Source organism: Micromonospora sp. NBS 11-29, from assembly GCF_002140155.1.
Lineage (GTDB): Bacteria > Actinomycetota > Actinomycetes > Mycobacteriales > Micromonosporaceae > Micromonospora.
Genome location: NZ_NAPR01000013.1, coordinates 436,610 through 457,097 on the forward strand (window position 1 = coordinate 436,610; position 20,488 = coordinate 457,097).

Consider the following 20,488-nt stretch of genomic DNA (forward strand, 5'->3'; position numbering starts at 1 on the left):
GGGTCGGCGCAGGCGAGGTCGCCGCAGCCGGGGTAGCCGGAGTCGCGGCCACCGCACCACGGGGCGGCGGAGCCGGGGCAGCGTGACCCGGGGCAGCCGGCGGGGCACCCAGGCCGGGAAGAAATACCAGCCCAGCGCCGTCGACAGGGCGACGGCCAGTAGGAGCAGCGCGACCAGCGGCAGGGACACGACGTCGCCGAGCGCGGCGACCGTCTCGGTCCACCACCGGCTCACCGCCGGGCCGCCAGCAGCTCGGGCTCCGGTACGCCGGCCGGCGCCCGGGACAGCCGGATGTCCAGCCCCTCGGTGCGCATCCGGGTCTCCAGGTGCAGCACCGCGTCCAGGCAGGCCAGCGCCGGGTACGCGAGGGTGTTCACCGCCACCTGGGCGACGACGGCCACCGGCAGCGCCCAGGCCGACACGTCGAACAGGTCCAGCAGCCCGAGACCATAGGGGACGCCCAGCCCGACGCCGACGCGGACCAGCCACCAGCCGAGGTAGCCGAGCAGCCGGACGGCGGCGGCCCGCCCGCCGACCCGGCCGGCGAGCCGTACCGCCCGCCCCGGCGCCCGGTACGACGCGACGCCGTCCAGCACCAGCACCGGCACCACGAGGCCGAGCAGCCCGTACGCCACGAACCAGGCGGGCCCGGCCAGCCCGGCGACGGCGACGGTGAGCCCGACCAGGGCCGCCGCCAGCAGGGTCGCACCCGCACGGGCCCCGCGCAGCAGCTCGGACGGCGCCAGGCGGCGACCCAGCAACGCCGCCGCGCCGCCGCGTGCGGCCGGGTTGCCCAGCAGCGCGACGATCGCCGCCTCGGTGCCGGCGCCGACCGCGAGCAGCAGCCAGTACCAGCCGAGCCGGTGCTCGTCGCCGGGCCACCAGCCGGGCGGGTGGGCGTGGGCCAGCGTCCGCAGCGGGTACAGCAGGGCCTGTTCGGCGACGGCCAGCGCGGCGGCGAGCGGGAGCAGCACCCGGGCCTGGTCGCGCAGCAGCAGCACCGCGGAGTCGAGCAGTTCGCCGACGGTCAGCGGGCGCCGCGGAAGCACCGCGATCGGGCCGGCGTCGGACACGCGTACTCCTGGACGGGCAGGGCAGAGGTGGCGGGCGGGGCGGCACCCGGGGGATCATGGTTGCACGGCGGGCCCGCATCCGGTGGACCCGTCTCGGCACGCCACGCTGGTCGGCCACGCCGTCGGCGGTGGTGCGCGGGCGACTCCGGCGCTACCGTGCCGGAAAGACTTCGAAACCTCCGAGCGAACGGGGATGGAACGATAAACCCCATGAGAGCCCGGGTGCTGGTGGTCGACGACGACCCCGCCCTCGCCGAGATGCTCGGCATCGTGCTGCGCAGCGAGGGCTTCGTGCCGTCCTTCGTCGCCGACGGTGAGCGGGCGCTGGCCGCGTTCCGTGACAACCGACCCGACATCGTCCTGCTCGACCTGATGCTGCCCGGCATGAGCGGCATCGACGTGGCCCGCGCGATCCGGGCCGAGTCGGGCGTGCCCATCGTGATGCTGACCGCCAAGAGCGACACCGTCGACGTGGTGCTGGGGCTGGAGTCCGGCGCCGACGACTACGTGGTGAAGCCGTTCAAGCCCAAGGAGCTGGTCGCCCGGATGCGGGCCCGGCTGCGCCGCGGCGAGGACGTCGCGCCGGAGCTGCTCACCATCGGCCCGCCCGGCAACCAGATCACCATCGACGTGCCGGCGCACACGGTGAGCCGCAACGGCGAGGAGGTGAAGCTGACGCCCCTGGAGTTTGACCTGCTGGTCGCGCTCGCCCGCAAGCCGCGTCAGGTGTTCACCCGCGAGGTGCTGCTGGAACAGGTGTGGGGCTACCGGCACGCCGCCGACACGCGCCTGGTCAACGTGCACGTCCAGCGGTTGCGCGCCAAGATCGAGCCGGATCCGGAGCGACCCGAAATCATCCTCACCGTGCGGGGCGTGGGCTACAAGGCGGGCACCGGATAGCCTGGTCGACACTGTGGTGACCGCCCCGCTGCCCGACCCGCCGACCGACCCGCCCCGCCGGCTGCACGCCGCGCGGGCGCTCTGGCGTGCGCTGCTCGGGCGCTCGACCCGGCTCACCGCCGGCGTGCACCAGGNCTCCTGGTGGGCGGTTTCGCCTACCTGATCGCCGACAAGATCACCAACATCCTGTTGGAGAACGCCGAGACCGATGTGCGGATGCGGCTGAGCAACGGCAGCGAGTACGCGGCGAAGCAGTTCAACCTCTACAGCCAGCCGCAGGAGGCCCAGCTCCAGGACACCATCGACGGCACCGTCAACTACCTGGCCGGCGGCGACCCGGCGCAGACCAGCGGCGTGGTGGTGGCGATCACCGCGGACAACTTCGCCGAGTTCATCGAGCCGCGCGTCTCCCCGGAGGTGCCGGTGCGCGCGGTGATCGGCGACGAGCTGCGCGCCACCGTGGCGTCCGGCAAGGTCGCCCACCAGATCCGCACCGGCACGCTCGGTGGCGAGCGGACGAAATACCTGGTGTACGGCTCGCCGGTGCCCACCCGGTTCGGCCAGGTGGAGCTCTACTACCTCGTACCCCTGGCCCGGCAGGACGCCACCGCGGCCGACGCCCGGGCCACCGTGGTCGCCACCGGCGTCGCCCTGGTGCTCCTGCTCGGTCTGCTGGCGGCCCTGGTCACCCGCCTGGTGGTGACCCCGGTGCGGGTGGCCGCGCGCACCGCGCAGCGGCTCTCCGCCGGCCTGCTCGACCAGCGCATGGTGGTCTCCGGCGAGGACGACCTTGCCCTGCTCGCCGCCTCGTTCAACCAGATGGCGACCAACCTGCAACGCCAGATCCTCCGACTGGAGGAGATGTCCCGGCTGCAACGCCGCTTCACCTCGGACGTCTCGCACGAGCTGCGTACCCCGCTGACCACGGTCCGGATGGCCGCCGACCTGATCTTCGCCGAGCGGGAGGAGTTCGACCCGGCGGTGGCGCGCAGCGCCGAGCTGCTCCAGGCCGAGCTGGACCGGTTCGAGGAGCTGCTCACCGACCTGCTGGAGATCAGCCGGTTCGACGCCGGCTTCGCGGTGCTGGACAGCGAGCCCACCGACCTGGTGCCGGTGGTGCACCGGGTGACCGAGCGGCTGGCCGGGCTGGCCGAGCGGGTCGGCGTGACCATCGAACTGGACCTGCCGGGCACCCCGGTGATCGCCGAGGTGGACCCGCGCCGGGTCGAACGGGTGCTGCGTAACCTGGTCGGCAACGCGGTCGAGCACGGGGAGGCCAAGCCGGTGCGGATCACCCTGGGCATCGACCAGAGCGCGGTGGCGATCACCGTGCGCGACCACGGCGTCGGCCTGAAGCCGGGCGAGGAGAAGCTGGTCTTCAACCGGTTCTGGCGGGCCGACCCGTCCCGGGCCCGGCAGACCGGCGGCACCGGCCTCGGGCTGTCGATCAGCCTGGAGGACGCCCGGCTGCACGGCGGCTGGCTGGAGGCATGGGGCGCGCCGGGGCAGGGCGCCCAGTTCCGGCTCACCCTCCCGGCCCGGGCCGGGGACCGGCTCACCACCTCACCGCTGCGGCTGGTGCCGGCCGACGCGACCCTGCCGTTCGGCGGTCCGCGCGACGGCGGCCTGCTCGCCATCGGTCCGGGCAGCGCGGGCGCGCTGGCCGTCGGCCCGGCCGACACCGACCGGGCGGAGGCTCGGCCGTGAGCGGGCGTCGTCTGCTGACCCTGCTGGTGGCCGGGGTGCTGCTCCCCGCCGGGCTTGGTGGGTGCGGCATCCCGGCCGAGACCGACGTCCAGGTCGACGGTTCCGTGCCGGCGGCCGAGGCCGGTTCGCTCAACGGCAGCCCGGCCCCGCCGCCCGCGCCGACCGACAGCGGCGAGCCGGTGCCGTTCATCGAGAACTACCTGCGGGCCGCCGCCGCGGGGGAGCGCGACCAGGCGTACACCCGGGCCCGAAAGTTCCTCGCCGAGGAGGCGCGGGACCTGCTGCCCGGCAAGCCGCAGACCAGCGAGGTCGAGCTCACCGTGGTCCGGCTGCTGGCGAAGCCCGAGAGCACCCCGAGGAACAACCAGGGCACGTTCACGGTGACGCTCAAGGTGCAGCAGGTCGGCGTGCTGCGCGCCGACGGCACGCTGGGCCCGCCGGGCGCCACCGAGACCCGGTACGTCTTCGAGCTGCGCCGCGCCGCGCCGACCGGTGCCGGCCTGCTGATCACCAACCTGCCGAACGTGCTGCTGACCAGCGATTCGGCGTTGCGCGAGTACTACCGCACCCGCACCGTGTACTTCTGGAACTCGGACCTGTCGCGACTGGTGCCCGACCTGCGTTACCTGCCGTCCTCCGTGCCGGCCGAGCGGCGCGTCACCGAGGTGGTGAAGTGGCTGGCCGGCGGTCCATCGGACTGGTTGGCGTCCGGGGTGACCGGGCTGCCCGACGGCACCCGACCGATCAACAACGCCACCGGCACGGACTCCACCTGGGAGGTCAACCTGACCATGCCCGGGGCCAACGCGGAGCGGCTGCGGCGGCTCGGCACCCAGCTCGCGTGGTCGCTGCCGGAGTTGACCGGCCAGCTCGAGTTGAAGATCCAGAACCAGAAGCGGTTCAGCGTCGACCTGGAGCGGGAGCGGACCACGAACCCCGCGTATCCGCCCGGCGCGGCCCCCACCCGGTTCAGCGTCTACGACGGCGTGATCCATCCGCTCGCCATCGGCAACGAGCGGCGCGACGCCGTTCCGCTGCCGGCCGCCGAGAACCGCAACGTGGTCTCCGCGTCGCTCGCCCGCGCCCGCGAGCAGGTGCTCGCCGCGTTGGTGGTGACCGGTCCGGACCGGCGGCTCCGGCTCAAGGTGGGCACCGGTCCGGAGCCGGTGGCGGTCTTCAACCGCAGCGACGACACGTTCGGGTCGATGAGCCGGCCCACCTGGCTGCGCTCGCTGGACGAGAACCGCGCGGCGGGGTTCGTGGCCGCCGACGGCCGGCTCTACCGGTTCAACGGTGCGGCCGAGCTGAGCCTCGTGCCGCTGAACGTCTCCGGCAACGTGGTGGCGGTCGCCGGGTCCCTCGACGGCCACCGGATCGCCCTGGTCGCCGGCGGTGCCGTGTACGTCGCACCGGTGAACGTCGAGGGCGGCGTGGTCAGCCTGGGCCAACCCCGGCGACTGCCCACGCTGCTCACCGGCGTGACGGCCGTCGACTGGATCACGGAGGACCAACTGGTCTTCGCCGGCAACGACCCGGACCGGCGCTCGGCGATCCACCAGCTCGCCGTCGACGGCGCGTGGGAGCCTCCGTTGGCGAACGAGATCGGCGCGCCGGTGACCCAGTTGGCGGCGTACCCGGGCGGTGGGGACCGGGGGCTGCCCTCGCTGTCCTTCATGTTCGAGACGAACGGCAGCGCCTGGCGGAACAACCCGATCGACTTCGTCACGCCGGAGCAGGTGCTGGACCTGCCGGCGGGCAGTCGGACGGCCAACCCGACCGTGCCGTTCTTCCTCTACTGACATGCCGGTGCCGGGCCTCGGCGGTCTCTGGTCCGACCTGAGCGACCTGGTGCTGCCGGCCGGTTGCGCCGGCTGCGGGGCACGCGCCCCGGGGCTGCGACAGGGTTTCTGTCCGCGCTGTGTGACGGAGCTGGAGTCGCTGCGTCCCGCGCCGACCCGACCCGATCCGGCCCCGCCCGGCCTGCCGCCCTGCGTGGCCCTCGGCCCGTACGGCGGGGCGCTGCGGGAGGGGCTGCTCGCGTACAAGGAGCGGGGCCGGCACGGGTTGGCCCGGCCGTTGGGGGCGTTGCTGGCCGAGGTGGTGGCGGCGGCGGCCGGGCCGCGTGGTCCGGTGACGCTGGTGGCGGTGCCGGACACCGCGCGGGCGGCCCGGTCCCGCTACGGCGACCATATGGAGCGGCTGGTCCGCCCGGCCGTGGGCCGGTTGCGCGCGGCCGGCTGGCCGGTACGCGTGCTGCGGCCGCTGCGGGCGTTGCCCCGGCCGGACTCGGTGGAGCTGGACAGCGCGGGCCGGGCGGCCGCGGCCGAGGCGGCGTTCCGGCTGCGTCGGTCGGCGCCACCGGTGGGAGCCGTGGTGCTGCTCGACGACATCGTCACCACCGGCGCCACATTGGCGGCCGTGAGCCGGATGTTGCGCGGCGCGGGAATGCCGCCAAAGGCCGCAGCGGTGCTCGCCGCAACGCAAAAGCGGCGTCGTCGGTGACGCTGCGTGTACCCGTTTCACCCCTTGGTGTATGAGGTGTTAATTTTCGCGACCGCCTTCGGCAACGGGGGGTGACTGGTGGGCGGACAGGAGTTAGCGTTTCCGTGTCGGGGGTAGTGAGGATGCCAACCTTCCCCCGGCACTGGAAGGAGGCGTAGCCGAACCACCGGTCGACGCCGAGCGGGGCGCTCCCAGTCGCGTCGACCGGAAAGATCCGGACCGAACGACCGTCCGAACAAGGGAGGTCACGTGGACATCGTGGTCAAGGGCCGTAACGTCGAAGTGCCGGACCATTACCGGGTACACGTAGCCGAAAAGCTCGCAAAGATCGAACGCTACGACCACAAGCTCATTCGCGTGGACGTCGAGTTGTTCCATGAGCGCAATCCGCGCCAGGCCGATCACTGCCAGCGGGTGGAGATCACCTGCGTCACGCGCGGCCCGGTGATCCGGGCAGAGGCCTGCACGAACGACTTCTACAGCGCGCTCGACGCCGCCATCGCCAAACTGGACACCCGCTTCCGCCGGGCGGCCGACCGCCGCCGGGTGCACCGCGGGCGGCACGCGCCGCTCTCCGTGTCCGCCGCCACCGCCGGCCTGCCGGTGGCCGACCTCGACGGGCCCGGCCTGGCCGCCCTCGACGGCCACGGCACCGCCACCGCGGTCGCCGAACGCCCCGACGAGAGCGTCCACGAAGAGCCCGACGACCAGCCGTGGCACATCGCCCGGGCGAAGGTCCACCCCGCCGAACCGATGACCGTCGACGACGCGCTGTTCCAGATGGAGTTGGTCGGGCACGACTTCTACCTGTTCCAGGACAAGGAGTCCGGCCGCCCGAGTGTGGTCTACCGCCGACACGCGTACGACTACGGGATCATCTCGCTCGACACCTGACCCCTTGACCGGTGATCGGGGCCTCCGCGTGCGCGGGGGCCCCGATCAGACCCGGCGCGTCGGCGTACCCCTCGGGCCGTCGTCCGACGTCATCGCAGGTCCTGCGCCAGCAGGCCGCCGATCCACACGTCCTGCCGCTCACCGCGGTGCTGGACGCCGCCGCGCAGCGTGCCCTCGACGGTGAAGCCGGCCTTCTCGGCGGCCCGGCGCGACGCGGTGTTGCCCACGTTCGCCCGCCACTCGATCCGGGCCAGGCCGAGCGTGGTGAAACCCCAGGCGCAGAGCGCGGTGAGCGCGGCCGGCAGGTAGCCCCGGCCCCGCGCGTGCGGGGCGGTCATGAAGCCGACGTCGGCGACCAGCGGGTTGGCCGGGGCGAGCCGCAGGTCGATCGAGGCGACGTAACGGTCCTCGGCGTCCGCCACGGCGTAGGAGGCGGCGGTGCCCCGGGCCCAGGCCGCCTCCGCGATGTCCCGCAGGTAGCCCTCGGCGTGCTCGTAGTGGTAGGGGTGCGGCATCGTGGTCCAGCGCACCGTGTCCTCGTCGCGGCAGGTGGCGACCACCGCGTCGAGGTCGCGTGTCTCGAAGGGGCGTAGTCGCAGCTCGGTGCCGCGGGCGGTGGCGAACAGGACGGGCTGTGGCCGGCCGAAGACCGCCGCCCGCCGGGCCTGGAGGGTGGCCGGGCCGTACGGGACCGGGGCGCCCGGCGCGGCCAGCTCGGCCGGGAGCAGGGAGCCGATCCACCCCTCCGGCCGACCGTCGACGGCGGGGTGGGCCAGCCGCAGTTCCCCGTCGACCCGGAAGCCGGCTCGCAGCGCGACCAGCCGGGAGGCGTGGTTGCCGATCTCGGCCTGCCAGGTCAGCCGGCGCAGCGTGAGCGCGTCGAACGCCCAGCGGGCGACCGCCCGGGTGGCGCGTACCGCGACGCCGCGCCGGCGGGCCCACGGCGCGGTCCAGTAGCCGATCTCGCCCGAGTCCAGTGCGCGGTCGACGGAGACCAGGCCGCATGAGCCGAGCAGCTCCCCGGTGGTGGCGTCGCAGACCGCGAACGGCGCCCCGATGCCCTCCGCCCAGGCCGTGCCGCTGACCGTGGTCACGAACGCGAGGGCATGTTCGGCCCGGTACGGGCGAGGTACGGTGGTCCAGCGCTGGATGTCCGGATCCTGGCAGGCGCGGTGCACCGCGTCGGCGTCCTCCGCCCGCCAGGGGCGCAGCAACAGGCCGTCCTCGACGATCTCCACAGGCTCCATCCGAGCCATCGTGCCGGATCGTTCGCCGACGGCGTAACCCGAATTGGTCGGGAGTCGGCGTACGGGCGCGGTGTTATGTCGGGTTCGCGGCCCCGGACCGCCGCCACCAGTGACCATCGCCGCGCTCAAGCGCCTACGATGGTTCGAGACCGTCTAGGGGAGCGTTGATCCGTGTCGATTCTGGAAAAGGTCCTTCGCGCCGGCGAAGGCCGCATGGTGCGTCGGCTGAAGGCCATCGCGGCCGCCGTCAACTCGATCGAGGACGACTACGTCGACCTCGACGACGACGAGCTGCGCGGCATGACCGACCAGTTCAAGGAGCGGCTCGCTGACGGCGAGACGCTCGACGACCTGNGAGGCGGCCTCGCGGGTGCTCGGCCAGCGGCCCTACGACGTCCAGGTGATGGGCGGCGCCGCGCTGCACTTCGGCAACATCGCCGAGATGAAGACCGGTGAGGGCAAGACGCTCACCTCGGTCATGCCGGTCTATTTGAACGCGCTCGCCGGCAAGGGCGTGCACGTGATCACCGTGAACGACTACCTCGCCGAGCGCGACGCCGCCTGGATGGGCCGGGTGCACGAGTTCCTCGGCCTCACCGTCGGGGTGGTGCTGCCCAACCGGCCCGCCACCGAGCACCGCGTGGCCTACGAGTGCGACATCACCTACGGCACCAACAACGAGTTCGGCTTCGACTACCTGCGCGACAACATGGCCTGGTCGAAGGAGGAGCTGGTCCAGCGCGGCCACTTCTTCGCGGTGGTCGACGAGGTCGACTCGATCCTCATCGACGAGGCCCGGACCCCGCTGATCATCTCCGGTCCGGCCGAGCACTCCGCCCGGTGGTACCAGGAGTTCGCCGCCGTGGTGGCCCGCCTCCAGCCCGGCACCGACGGCGAGGGCGACTACGAGGTCGACTACGCCAAGCGCACCATCGCGGTCACCGAGCGCGGCGTGGGCAAGGTCGAGGACCGGCTCGGCATCGACAACCTGTACGAGTCGGTCAACACCCCACTGGTCGGCTACCTGAACAACGCGATCAAGGCCAAGGAGCTCTACAAGCGCGACAAGGACTACATCGTCAGCGACGGCGAGGTCCTGATCGTCGACGAGTTCACCGGCCGCATCCTGCACGGTCGTCGCTACAACGAGGGCATGCACCAGGCGATCGAGGCCAAGGAGGGGGTGGAGATCAAGCAGGAGAACCAGACCCTGGCCACCATCACCCTCCAGAACTACTTCCGCCTCTACGAGAAGCTCTCCGGCATGACCGGTACGGCGCAGACCGAGGCGGGCGAGTTCAACAAGGTCTACAAGGTCGGCGTCGTGACCATCCCGACGCACCGGCCGATGGTCCGGATGGACCGCCCCGACGTCATCTACAAGACCGAGAAGGCCAAGTTCAACGCCGTCGTCGAGGACATCGCCGAGCGGCACGAGCAGGGCCAGCCGGTGCTGGTCGGCACCGTCTCGGTGGAGAATTCCGAGATCCTGTCGCACATGCTGCGCCGCCGTGGCATCCCGCACTCCGTGTTGAACGCGAAGTTCCACGCCAAGGAGGCGGAGATCGTCGCCCAGGCCGGGCGCAAGGGCGCGGTCACGGTCGCCACCAACATGGCCGGCCGAGGCACGGACATCCTGCTCGGGGGCAACCCCGAGTTCCTCGCCGCCAACGAACTCCGCCAGCGCGGCCTCGACCCGGTCGAGCAGCCGGAGGAGTACGCCAAGGCGCTGGAGGAGATCCTGCCGACCTGGAAGCAGGCCTGCGACAACGAGGCGGAGGAGGTCGCCGCCGCCGGTGGCCTCTACGTGCTGGGCACCGAGCGGCACGAGTCCCGCCGGATCGACAACCAGTTGCGCGGTCGCGCCGGCCGGCAGGGTGACCCGGGTGAGTCCCGCTTCTACCTGTCCCTGCAGGACGAGCTGATGAAGCGGTTCCGGGCGGGTGCGGTCGAGGCGGTGATGGAGCGCTTCAACATCCCGGAGGACGTGCCCATCGAGTCGAAGATGGTCACCCGGCAGATCAAGAGCGCGCAGGCCCAGATCGAGGGGCAGAACGCCGAGATCCGCAAGAACGTCCTGAAGTACGACGAGGTGCTCAACAAGCAGCGCCAGGTGATCTACGCCGAGCGCCTCCGGGTGCTCAACGGCGAGGACCTGTCGGACCAGGTCCGCAACATGATCGACGACGTCACCACGGCGTACGTCGTCGGCGCGACCGCCGACGGGTACGCGGAGGACTGGGACCTCGACCAGCTCTGGGCCAGCCTGAAGCAGCTCTACCCGGTCGGCGTCACGGTCGAGGAGCTGGAGGAGGAGGTCGGCTCCCGCGCCGGCCTCGACCAGGACTTCCTGCTCTCCCGCCTCAAGGAGGACGCGAACGCCGCGTACGACCGGCGCGAGGAGCAGCTCGGTGAGGAGGCGGTCCGCCAGTTGGAGCGGATGGTCCTGCTCCAGGTGATCGACCGCAAGTGGCGCGAGCACCTCTACGAGATGGACTATCTCCAGGAGGGCATCAGCCTGCGGGCCTACGCCCAGCGCGACCCGGTCATCGAGTACCAGCGCGAGGGCTTCGACATGTTCGCCACCATGATGGACGGCATCAAGGAGGAGACGGTCGGCTTCCTCTACAACCTGGAGGTGCAGGTCGAGGAGGCCCAGCCGGAGGCCGCCGAGGAGGTGCAGCTCCTGGAGAAGCCGGTGGAGATCAAGGCCAAGGGCCTCAACCGCACGCCGCAGCAGCAGGGCCTGCAATATTCCGCGCCGGCCGTCGACGGTGAGGCCGGCCGGGGCTCTCCGGTGATCGAGCGGGCCGAGCAGCAGGCGCCGGCGCTGGGCATCGGCCGGCCCGAGTCGGAGCGCCCCGCCGCCTCGACGCCGCGCCGGACCCCCGCCGGGGCGAGCGGTCAGGCGGTCGCCGCGAGCACCGCACGGCGGGCCGCGCCGGGGCAGGTCGACGGCGGCGGTGAGGGCCCGTCCCGGAACGCGCCCTGCCCGTGCGGCTCCGGTCGGAAGTACAAGCGCTGCCACGGCTCGCCCAACGGCGGCAACTGACCTGCCTTGACACACACGGCCCGACGGGCCCCGGCCACCGGCCGGGGNGGCTCACCCTCGTCCACCCGTGCACGGGCGGTAGAGGTGTGCGGCATGCGCCGCCAGTTCGGGGAAGTGGTGGCAACCGCTGCGCGCTGATACCGCCACTTCGGCGTGGTGGTGTCGATCATCGGGTTTACCCCCGATTCAATCGGGCAATTCGGGCGGCGGTCATCGCTGGGTCGCCCTGGGCGTATCCGGGCTGCGGAGACACCGGTGTCACCGCCGGCAGGGGTCCTCGTCGGGGGAGGATCGGTTGGTGGCGGAAGTGGGCATCGCCGACTTGGGTGGTGGCCGATGCCAGTTCGGGGAGGTGGCGGCATCCGGTACGCCTGGACGCCGCCACTTCGGCGTACTGGTGTCGATCATCGGGCCGGTGAGGGTCGAGGCTCAGAGGACGTCGAGGACGAGGCAGAGCCAGGTGCCCCGGCGGCGCTCCAGGCGCAGGGCGATGGCCCAGGTGACCCCGCCGTTGCCGGTGAACACGGCGGTGGCTTCGGCCGCGCCGGCCCGGGGTTCGCAGACGCGCAGGCGGCGCAGGTGCAGGGACGGTCGGGCAGTGCGGTGGCGGACCGGGGTCNGCAGAGTGGTCGGAGCTGCCCCGGTGGCCGGAACCCGTTGACGATCTCCAGGAACGTGCGGACGAAGCGGTGCGCCGCCCGAGCGGCCTCGGGCGTGGCCGTGGCGAGGGTGGACATCGGTGGGCCGCCGGCGGCGCGAGGAGTGCCGCCGCGCGAGCTGGCGGGACTCGCATCGGTGCCGCCGCGCGCGTTGGCGGGGCTCGCGGCGGTGCCGCCGCGCATGTCGGCAGGGCTCGCGGCGGTGCCGCCGCGCGTGTCGGCGGGGCTCGTGGCGGTGCCGCCGCGCATGCTGGCGGGGCCCGCGCTGGGGCCGCCGCGCGAGTCGGCGGGGCTCGCGTCGGAGCGTCGGCCGCCGAAGGCCCCGGTGTCGGGCTGCCGCACGCCGGCGTGGGCGCGTGCACCCGGACGGCCGCCACGTCGTTGAGCGGGCCGATCGCCGGCCGGGTCGGAGCCGACCGATCCGGCGTCGGCGTGGTCGTGTGCTGCGGCGGTGCCGTTGGCGGGGCGGTGCCCGCCGATTTCGCCGTTGGCCAGGTCACGGCCACCGGTGATGTCGCGGCGGTCGGATCCCTCACCGGGTCGGTCGTCGGTCGGAGGGCGGCCCTCGGCGACGGGAGAACCGGGTGCGCCTGGTCCGGGCCAGGTGGGGACGTCGAGCGGGCCGGAGGCGGACCAGCGCGGCCAGCTCGGAGCCCGGTCCGGAGCCCGGCCGGCGGGGCGTCCGGAAACCCGGGGACGCGGGCCGAGCAGGTCGAGCGCGAGCTGGCCGGCGTGGCTCCATGCCACGTCCTCGTCGCTGTAGGGCGGATCGAGCGGCGGTGCGGGCCGGAGGCGGACCGGTGGGCGTGGCGACGGTGGGCGGCGGGTGTCAGCCATGTCAGCCTCTAATCCTTGCGTTTGCCTGTGTTTGCCTCCGACTGAATCCCATCTTCGAACACGGCGACCGTACGCGTCAATGGCTGGCGGTCAATGGACGGTCACTCCGCGTCGCGCTCGCCCAGCGGGTTGTCGCGTACCCATTCGGCGGTCTCGGCGTACTTCCGCTCGATGTACTCCTCCAGCCGCGCGCGCTCGACCCGCCACTGACCGCGACCGCCGATCTTGATGGCGGGCAGCTCGCCGCTGCGCACCATGTGGTAGACCTGCGAGTCCGAGACGTTCAACTCGGCGGCGACGTCGGACAGGAGCAGGAACCTCGACTCCACGGTGACTCCCGGGTTGGTTTCGTTTGCCTCAGTTTGCCATCACCGGGCGACACCCCCGTCCAGCGGACACGCCGACCGAAGGCGGGTGGGCGGGGTATGACGGTCACGGCGTACGGCATGATCGGCGCTCGGAGCCGGTGTTCGCCGGCGAGCAGCCCGAGAGCGGGGAGTGACCGGTGTCCGACGAGCTTGTCCGGGTGTACCTGCCGGCGACCGTACCGATGCTCGCCCGCCTGCGGGACGAGGGCCTGACGGCCGACGCGGCGCACGCCGTCACCCCCGCACTGCGCGAGTGGTACGCGGAGGGGGACGAGGAGGAGTTGGAGTACGTCGCCTTCACCCGGGCCGCCCAGGACGCGTTGCTGCTGCTGCGGGCCGATCCCACCGCGCCCCGACGGCGGGTGGTCGCCTCGGTCGACCTGCCGGCCCGCGCGATCGACCGGACCGGGGGCGAGCTGGGTTCCAGCACGGTCCGACTGGCCGGGCCGGTGCCGGTGAAGTCGGTCGCCGCGATCCACGTGGACGGCGCGGAGGCGGTCGACGACGTGGCCGCTGCCGCGGAGGTGGCGGCGGAGGCCCAGGCCGGCGACCCGGACGCCCAGTTCGCCGTGGACGGCGTCGAGGACCACGAACTGGAGTGGTACGACGTGACCGAGCTGGATCTGCTGCTGAGCGAGGTCGGCTGACGCGGCCGGCTCAGGACGCCGGCTCGTCCTCCTCGTCCTCGCCGTCGCGTGGGCCGAGCGTGCGCCCGAACAGGATGAGCGTGGTCAGCGCGCCGACGAAGAGCACCCAGATGGCGTTGTCCACGCGGGAGGTGCCCAGCGCGGTCTGCGCCACCTGGTCGGCCTCGCTGAGCGCGGCGGCCAGGTCGAGCAACCCGCGGCCGCCGATCCGGATGATCACCTCGGTGAGCAGCAGGAGCAGTCCGGCGCCGGCACCGGCCATCAGGTACGCGGGCCAGCGCAGCGTCGACGCCGCCCCGTCCCGGCGTTCGGCGCGACGGCGGGACCAGGCGAGGTAGAGGTACGCCACCAGGCCGGCGATCAGGCCGGCGAGCAACGACTCGGTCCGCGACACCCACTTGGCGGCGTCGAGCACCGACTGCTGGGTCTCGCCGGCGCCGAACAGCTCGGAGAGCGGATCCCGGGCACGGCTGAACACCACCACGAAGACCTGCGCGGTGAGCGTGGCGGCGGCCAGCCCGGCCACCACCCGGGCCTGGCGCGCTCCGGCCATCGCCCCGCCGATGATCGCGGCCGCCGCGGTGGTGCCGGCGATGGTGTTGGTGGTGGCGTTGTCGGCGTACGTGAGGTTGATCGCCACCGCGGCGACGAGCCCGACCAGCAGGCCGGTGCCGACGGCGGCCAGGAAGCGCGCCGTCGCCCGGCCGATCCGGTTGGTCGCCGCCAGGGCGACCGTGGCGCCGGTGACCAGCGCCGCGGTGATCACGCCGGGAAGCGCGTACGCGGAGAGGCTGATCGCGGTGACCCCGGCCGCGGTCGACGTGATCGCCTCCCGGGTCGACCAGAGCATGGCGGCCAGCCAGGCGATCGAGAGCAGGGCCAGCGGCAGCGCGCCCGGCGCGTACTCCGGTCGGCCGGGCGCCGGCGCGACCTCCGCGACGGCCTCGGGCTGGTCCGGCTCCGCAGCCGTCGAGCTGCCGGGCTGGTTGCTCATCGTCTCCCTTTCGACGGACGCCGCACGGGGCACCAGCCATCCAGCGTACGCGGCGTGCCAGGTGCCCTCGGGCTGTGCCGCCCTCGCCCACGCCTTGATCGACTCCGCATCACCGAAGGGGTGCCGTCGACCACGCTCCGATGCCGTCACTGCGCCGCAGCGACGTGCGGCGCGCCGCGACCGGAACGCGCGCAGCCGACGAATCGTCTGCGTCGCGGGGCTTCTGCCGAGGCTTCATCGGTGTCGCGGCGGGTTCGACGTCTGATGCGCGGGGCCGTAGTCGGGCGGCCCGAGTCGGCGAGCGCGGCGCGTGAAACAATCGGCGCAGGTCCCGCCGCCGTGACCGGTCCACCGCACGGCGTCCGGAGCCCGGCCGCCCGGTCGGTCCCCGCGGGTCCGGTTTCGCCATCGCCGTCGAGATCGCACAGGAGCCTGTGATGGACGCCGTGTTCTCCGTCCCCGAACCGCGCAACGAGCCGGTCCACACCTACGAGCCGGGCAGTGCCGAACGGGAGCGGCTCCAGCGGCGGCTCGCCGAACTGGCCGCCGAGCGGATCGAGCTGCCGATGACGATCGCCGGCGAGCAGCGGATGGCCGGCGGCGAGCCGATCGACGTGGTCCAGCCGCACAAGCACGCCCACGTGCTCGGCGTCACCGGGCACGCCACGCACGACGACGCGCGGGCGGCCGTCCGGGCCGCCAAGGACGCCGCCGGAATGTGGCGGGCGCTGCCGTTCGAGGAGCGGGCCGCCATCTTCCTGCGCGCCGCCGAGCTGCTCGCCGGCCCGTGGCGGGACACGCTCAACGCGGCCACCATGCTCGGGCAGTCCAAGACCGCGATCCAGGCCGAGATCGACTCGGCCTGTGAGCTGATCGACTTCCTCCGGTTCAACGTGCACTTCGCCCGCCGCCTCCTGGCCGAGCAGCCGATGTCCTCGCCGGGCGTGTGGAACCGCTTCGACCACCGGCCGCTGGAGGGGTTCGTCTACGCGGTCACCCCGTTCAACTTCACCGCGATCGCCGGCAACCTGCCGTCCGCGCCGGCCATGCTCGGCAACACGGTGGTCTGGAAGCCGGGCCCGACCCAGCAGTTCGCCGCGCACTTCACCATGCGGCTGTTCGAGGCGGCCGGCCTGCCGCCCGGTGTGATCAACATGGTCACCGGCCGGGGTGAGGAGGTCTCCGACGTGGTCCTCGCCGACCCGGACCTGGCCGGCATCCACTTCACCGGCTCCACCAAGGTCTTCCAGCACCTGTGGAAGACGGTCGGCGACAACATCGCCCGCTACCGCGGCTACCCCCGGCTGGTCGGCGAGACCGGCGGCAAGGACTTCGTGGTGGCGCACACCAGCGCCGACGTGGACGCGTTGCACACCGCGTTGATCCGGGGCGCGTTCGAGTACCAGGGGCAGAAGTGCTCGGCCGCCTCGCGGGCGTACGTGCCCCGGTCCATCTGGGAGGGCGGGCTTCGCGACCGGCTCGCCGCCACCGCGGACTCGCTCACCTACGGCGACGTGACCGACTTCGGCAACTTCGGCGGCGCGGTGATCGACGACAAGGCGTTCGGCCGGCACACCGCCGCGCTGGAGCTGATCAACGGCGACGACACCTGCCGGGTGCTGGCCGGCGGCACCGCCGACGATTCGGTCGGCTACTTCGTCCGGCCGACGGTCTTCGAGTGCTCGGACGCCGCGCACGAGAGCTTCACCACCGAGTACTTCGGGCCGATCCTGGGCGTGCACGTCTTCGACGACGCCCGCTTCGAGGACGTGGTCGCCCAGGCCGAGTCGATCGCGCCGTACGCGCTGACCGGGTCGATCTTCGCGACCGACCGCCGGGTGGTCGACCGGGTGGCGGAGAAGATGCGGTACGCGGCCGGCAACTTCTACGTCAACGACAAGCCGACCGGCGCGGTGGTGGGGCAGCAGCCGTTCGGGGGTGCCCGGGCCAGCGGCACCAACGACAAGGCGGGCTCCTGGCACAACCTGGTCCGGTGGACGTCGCCCCGGACGATCAAGGAGACGTTCGTCCCGCCCACCGACCACACGTACCCGCACATGGGTTGAGGTGTAAGGAAGGGCACCTTATTAACACACGTGTGTTAATAAGGTGCCCTTCCTTACCCGACAGTGCACATCGGACGCGTCGGGGAGTGGCGAAATCGGCGAAACCTGGACGCCGGAGCCGACAAAGTGGCAGCTTAGAGGGCATGGCGGAATCCGGAGTCAACCCGACGGCGGCAGCCCTGCTGGGTCTGCTGCACGACGGCCCGATGACTGGCGGCCAGTTGATGGCCGCCGCCGAGCGCCGGCTGGCGCCGTACTGGTCGATGACCCGCAGCCAGGTCTACCGGGAGCTTCCGGTGCTGGCCGAGAAGGGTCTGGTGCGGCTCGGCAAGCCCGGGCCGCGGATGAGCCAACCGTACGCGCTGACGGCGGCCGGGAAACGGACATTCTCCCGCTGGTTGGCGGAGAATCCGGGCAAGGACACGATCCGTAACCCGATCGCGCTACGGATCGCGTTCGGCAACCTGCACTCGGCGAGCCAGCTCAAGAACCTGTACGCCTCGGCGAACGAGTACCACACCGAGGCGCTGGCGGCGGTGCGGGAGCAGGTCAAGAACGCGAAGAAGGAGGGGGACAACTACGACGCGAGCGCGCTGGAGTTCGCCGTCGCCTACCACCGGGCGGCGCTGTCCTGGCTGAAGAGCGCACCGGTCGGCTGACCACCTGCGGCAGCTCGGGCGACGTAGGCAGTAGTGTTGTGTGCCGTGACCGCTGCCGATTACGCCGAACAGCTCAAGGAACTCGACGCCACGCTGCGCAACATCGAGGCCGTGCTCGACCTCGACAAGCTGCGCGAGCAGAAGGCCCGCCTGGAGCAGGAGGNGCGTTCCCGGCTCGACGACGCCGGGGTGCTGCTGGAGTTGGCGCAGGCGGAGTCCGACCCGGGCGCGCTGGGCGAGGTCGAGTCGGAGATCACCGGGCTGACCAAGGCCATCCAGGAGATGGAGGTCCGCACGCTGCTCTCCGGCGAGTACGACTCGCGGGAGGCGCTGGTGGCGATCCGGGCCGGGGCCGGCGGCGTGGACGCCGCGGACTTCGCCGAGATGCTGCTGCGGATGTACCTGCGCTGGGCCGAGCGCCACGGCTACCCGACCGAGGTCTACGAGACCTCGTACGCGGAGGAGGCGGGCCTGAAGTCGGCCACCTTCACGGTGAAGGTGCCCTACGCGTACGGCACGCTCAGTGTGGAGTCCGGCACCCACCGGCTGGTGCGGATCAGCCCGTTCGACAACCAGGGCCGCCGGCAGACCAGTTTCGCCGGCGTCGAGGTGCTGCCGGTGGTGGAGCAGACCGACCACATCGACATCCCCGAGAACGAGATGCGGATCGACGTCTACCGGTCCTCGGGTCCGGGTGGGCAGAGCGTCAACACCACCGACTCGGCGGTGCGGATCACCCACATCCCGACCGGCATCGTGGTGACCTGCCAGAACGAGAAGTCCCAGCTCCAGAACAAGGCGTCCGCGCTGCGGGTGCTCCAGGCCCGGCTGCTGGAGCGCAAGCGGCAGGAGGAGCAGGCCAAGATGGCCGGCCTGAAGACCGACGCCGCCGGCTCGTGGGGCGACCAGATGCGGTCGTACGTCCTGCATCCTTATCAGATGGTGAAGGATCTGCGTACGGAGCAGGAGACGGGCAATCCGTCCTCGGTCTTCGACGGCGAACTGGACAGCTTCATCGAGGCGGGTATCCGCTGGCGGAAGCAGCAGCAGCTCACCGCTGACAGCGCGTGATCACGCTCGGACGGAGCGCGTCATCGATCCCGTTCTGACCCGGTAAATCGATGACGCGCGNGCGTGGGGCTTGGCTCTTCGGTTACACCGCGTAGACTCTCGACCCGTGATTCAGCTTGAGCAAGTGACGAAGACGTACCCGAAGGCGTCCCGGCCTTCGCTCGACAACGTGTCCGTCTCGATCGAGAAGGGCGAGTTCGTCTTCTTCATCGGACCGTCCGGCTCCGGCAAGTCCACCATCATCAAGTTGCTGCTGCACGAGGTCACCCCCAACAAGGGGCGGGTCGTCGTCAACGGCAAGGACGTCACGTCGATGCGTTCCTGGAAGCGACCCCACTTCCGGCGCTCCATCGGCTGTGTCTTCCAGGACTTCCGGCTGCTGCCGAACCGCACCGCGTACGAGAACGTGGCGTTCGCGCTGGAGGTGATCGGCAAGACCAAGGCGGTCGCCCGCCGGGTCGTGCCGGAGGTGCTGGAGCTGGTGGGTCTCGGTGGCAAGGAGCACCGTTACCCGCACGAGCTCTCCGGTGGTGAGCAGCAGCGTGTCGCGGTGGCCCGGGCGTTCGTGAACCGGCCGCTGATCCTGCTGGCCGACGAGCCCACGGGAAACCTCGACCCGGACACGTCGATCGAGATCATGCGCCTGCTGGACCGGATCAACCGCACCGGCACGACCGTCGTGATGGTCACGCACGACTCCAACATCGTGAACCAGATGCGCCGCCGGGTGATCGAAATCGAGAGCGGCCGCATCGTGCGCGACCAGGCCCGCGGCGTCTACGGCTGAGCCACTGACGATCCGTAGACCCTGACGACGAACACCTCACGCCGGAGAGCCGGAGGAATATCCCGATGCGGATGAAGTACGTCCTGTCCGAGGTACTGGTCGGACTGTGGCGCAACGTCACGATGACCGTCGCCATGATCATCACCATGGCGGTGTCGCTGTTCATGCTGGGCGGCAGCGGCCTTCTGTACCAGAAGGTCGGCGACATGAAGGATCTCTACTACGAGAACGTCCAGGTGTCGATCTTCCTGAAGACCGACGTCCAGGAACAGCAGCGCGTCGACCTGCAGACCAAGCTCGACGCCGACCCGTTGGTCAAGGACGTCACCTACGTCGACAAGGATCAGGCGTACAAGCGCTTCCAGCAGATGTACGCGGACGCGCCCGACCTGGTCAACGCGGTCAAGGCCGACCAGCTGCCGGAGTCGTTCCGGATCACGTTGAACGACCCGCAGCAGTACAAGCAGATCTACGACCAGTACAAGACCGCCGAGGGCATCGACACGATCGTCGACCAGAGCAAGCTGCTCGACAAGGTCTTCGGCGTGCTCACCGGCGTCCAGAACGGCGCGCTCGCCCTCGCCGTGGTGATGGCCGCCGCCGCCCTGCTGCTGGTCGCGAACACCATCCAGGTGGCCGCGTACAGCAAGCGGCGCGAGGTCGCGGTCATGAAGCTGGTCGGCGCGTCCAACTGGTTCATCCAGGCGCCGTTCGTGCTGGAGGCGGTGGTGGCCGGCCTGATCGGCTCCATCCTCGGCCTGCTCGCGCTGATCGGGGTGAAGACGGTGGCGGCCGGCAGCTCGATGGCGGCCCTGGAGGGACTGATCACCCCGATCTCCTGGTCCGAGATCTTCCTGACCTTCCCGCTGATGGCCGCCGTCGGTGGTCTGGTCAGCGCGGTCACCGCCTGGGTCACGCTCCGCTTCTACCTGCGGGTCTAGTTACCGTACGGCTCTCCGGGAGCCCTCCCGCGCCAGGAATAAACGGCGCGGGAGGGCTCTTGTGGTTCCGGTAGCATGATCTTC

Annotated in this window: 14 protein-coding genes and 3 pseudogenes; 12 read left to right on the forward strand and 5 right to left on the reverse strand. The window is 71.7% G+C overall.

From position 1 onward, the window contains the following. Positions 1-230: 230 nt before the first annotated feature. The gene (locus B1205_RS18420; RefSeq protein ID WP_089156723.1) at positions 231-1,073 is read right to left on the reverse strand and encodes a hypothetical protein; all 843 of its coding nucleotides are present in this window, start codon (positions 1,071-1,073) and stop codon (positions 231-233) included. Positions 1,074-1,283: 210 nt separating this feature from the next. On the opposite strand from B1205_RS18420, the gene mtrA reads away from it, so the two are divergent. From mtrA to hpf, 5 genes and pseudogenes are all read left to right on the forward strand, one after another. Further along, a complete protein-coding gene (gene mtrA / locus B1205_RS18425) occupies positions 1,284-1,973 on the forward strand; it encodes an MtrAB system response regulator MtrA (protein ID WP_089156724.1) in 690 nt (229 codons plus the stop codon). 28 nt (positions 1,974-2,001) lie between these two features. Beyond that, positions 2,002-3,680, forward strand: a pseudogene (gene mtrB / locus B1205_RS18430) (MtrAB system histidine kinase MtrB). Next, a complete protein-coding gene (locus tag B1205_RS18435) occupies positions 3,677-5,479 on the forward strand; it encodes an LpqB family beta-propeller domain-containing protein (RefSeq protein WP_089156725.1) in 1,803 nt (600 codons plus the stop codon). The pseudogene mtrB and the gene B1205_RS18435 overlap by 4 nt, the downstream one beginning before the upstream one ends. Before the next feature lie 7 nt (positions 5,480-5,486). Then, positions 5,487-6,182 (forward strand): ComF family protein, encoded by a 696-nt coding sequence (locus B1205_RS18440; RefSeq protein ID WP_089157078.1) that lies wholly within the window; start codon positions 5,487-5,489, stop codon positions 6,180-6,182. A 249-nt stretch (positions 6,183-6,431) separates the two neighbouring features. After that, positions 6,432-7,076 (forward strand): ribosome hibernation-promoting factor, HPF/YfiA family, encoded by a 645-nt coding sequence (hpf, locus tag B1205_RS18445; RefSeq protein WP_089156726.1) that lies wholly within the window; start codon positions 6,432-6,434, stop codon positions 7,074-7,076. Positions 7,077-7,165: 89 nt separating this feature from the next. Here hpf and B1205_RS18450 read toward each other — a convergent pair whose 3' ends face one another. Next, positions 7,166-8,323, reverse strand: a complete 1,158-nt coding sequence (locus B1205_RS18450; protein ID WP_089156727.1) for a GNAT family N-acetyltransferase — start codon at positions 8,321-8,323, stop codon at positions 7,166-7,168. Positions 8,324-8,494: 171 nt separating this feature from the next. On the opposite strand from B1205_RS18450, the pseudogene secA reads away from it, so the two are divergent. Next, positions 8,495-11,375, forward strand: a pseudogene (gene secA, locus B1205_RS18455) (preprotein translocase subunit SecA). 638 nt (positions 11,376-12,013) lie between these two features. Here the strand turns inward: secA and B1205_RS33440 are convergent. Beyond that, positions 12,014-12,871: pseudogene (locus tag B1205_RS33440) on the reverse strand (hypothetical protein); the annotation flags it as partial. A gap of 101 nt (positions 12,872-12,972) precedes the next feature. Continuing rightward, positions 12,973-13,200 (reverse strand): helix-turn-helix domain-containing protein, encoded by a 228-nt coding sequence (locus B1205_RS18465; protein ID WP_089156728.1) that lies wholly within the window; start codon positions 13,198-13,200, stop codon positions 12,973-12,975. Between the two features lie 176 nt (positions 13,201-13,376). On the opposite strand from B1205_RS18465, the gene B1205_RS18470 reads away from it, so the two are divergent. After that, entirely contained in the window at positions 13,377-13,886 is a 510-nt protein-coding gene (locus B1205_RS18470; RefSeq protein WP_089156729.1) for a DUF6912 family protein, read from the forward strand. 10 nt (positions 13,887-13,896) lie between these two features. On the opposite strand, the gene B1205_RS18475 is transcribed toward B1205_RS18470, so the two are convergent. Beyond that, the gene (locus tag B1205_RS18475) at positions 13,897-14,880 is read right to left on the reverse strand and encodes a hypothetical protein (RefSeq protein ID WP_089156730.1); all 984 of its coding nucleotides are present in this window, start codon (positions 14,878-14,880) and stop codon (positions 13,897-13,899) included. Between the two features lie 437 nt (positions 14,881-15,317). Between B1205_RS18475 and pruA the strand changes: the two genes are divergently transcribed. The 5 genes from pruA (at position 15,318) to ftsX (ending at position 20,404) form a co-directional block, all read left to right on the forward strand. Further along, on the forward strand, positions 15,318-16,946 hold the full coding sequence (pruA, locus tag B1205_RS18480; protein WP_089156731.1) for an L-glutamate gamma-semialdehyde dehydrogenase: 1,629 nt from the start codon (positions 15,318-15,320) through the stop codon (positions 16,944-16,946). 143 nt (positions 16,947-17,089) lie between these two features. Beyond that, positions 17,090-17,605, forward strand: coding sequence for a PadR family transcriptional regulator (locus B1205_RS18485; RefSeq protein WP_089156732.1), 516 nt, complete (start codon positions 17,090-17,092; stop codon positions 17,603-17,605). Between the two features lie 45 nt (positions 17,606-17,650). Further along, positions 17,651-18,676 (forward strand): peptide chain release factor 2, encoded by a 1,026-nt coding sequence (gene prfB / locus B1205_RS18490; RefSeq protein WP_089156733.1) that lies wholly within the window; start codon positions 17,651-17,653, stop codon positions 18,674-18,676. A gap of 106 nt (positions 18,677-18,782) precedes the next feature. Continuing rightward, positions 18,783-19,463, forward strand: a complete 681-nt coding sequence (gene ftsE, locus B1205_RS18495) for a cell division ATP-binding protein FtsE (protein WP_013284225.1) — start codon at positions 18,783-18,785, stop codon at positions 19,461-19,463. 65 nt (positions 19,464-19,528) lie between these two features. Then, a complete protein-coding gene (gene ftsX, locus B1205_RS18500) occupies positions 19,529-20,404 on the forward strand; it encodes a permease-like cell division protein FtsX (RefSeq protein WP_089156734.1) in 876 nt (291 codons plus the stop codon). Positions 20,405-20,488: the final 84 nt, after the last annotated feature.

What these genes read in the sequence shown, in the direction of transcription:
- B1205_RS18475 (WP_089156730.1), bottom strand. Translation starts at nt 14,880, where the DNA reads ATGAGCAACCAGCCCGGCAGCTCGACGGCTGCGGAGCCGGACCAGCCC.
- B1205_RS18450 (WP_089156727.1), bottom strand. Translation starts at nt 8,323, where the DNA reads ATGGAGCCTGTGGAGATCGTCGAGGACGGCCTGTTGCTGCGCCCCTGG.
- B1205_RS18485 (WP_089156732.1), top strand. Translation starts at nt 17,090, where the DNA reads ATGGCGGAATCCGGAGTCAACCCGACGGCGGCAGCCCTGCTGGGTCTG.
- mtrA (WP_089156724.1), top strand. Translation starts at nt 1,284, where the DNA reads ATGAGAGCCCGGGTGCTGGTGGTCGACGACGACCCCGCCCTCGCCGAG.
- pruA (WP_089156731.1), top strand. Translation starts at nt 15,318, where the DNA reads ATGGACGCCGTGTTCTCCGTCCCCGAACCGCGCAACGAGCCGGTCCAC.
- ftsX (WP_089156734.1), top strand. Translation starts at nt 19,529, where the DNA reads ATGCGGATGAAGTACGTCCTGTCCGAGGTACTGGTCGGACTGTGGCGC.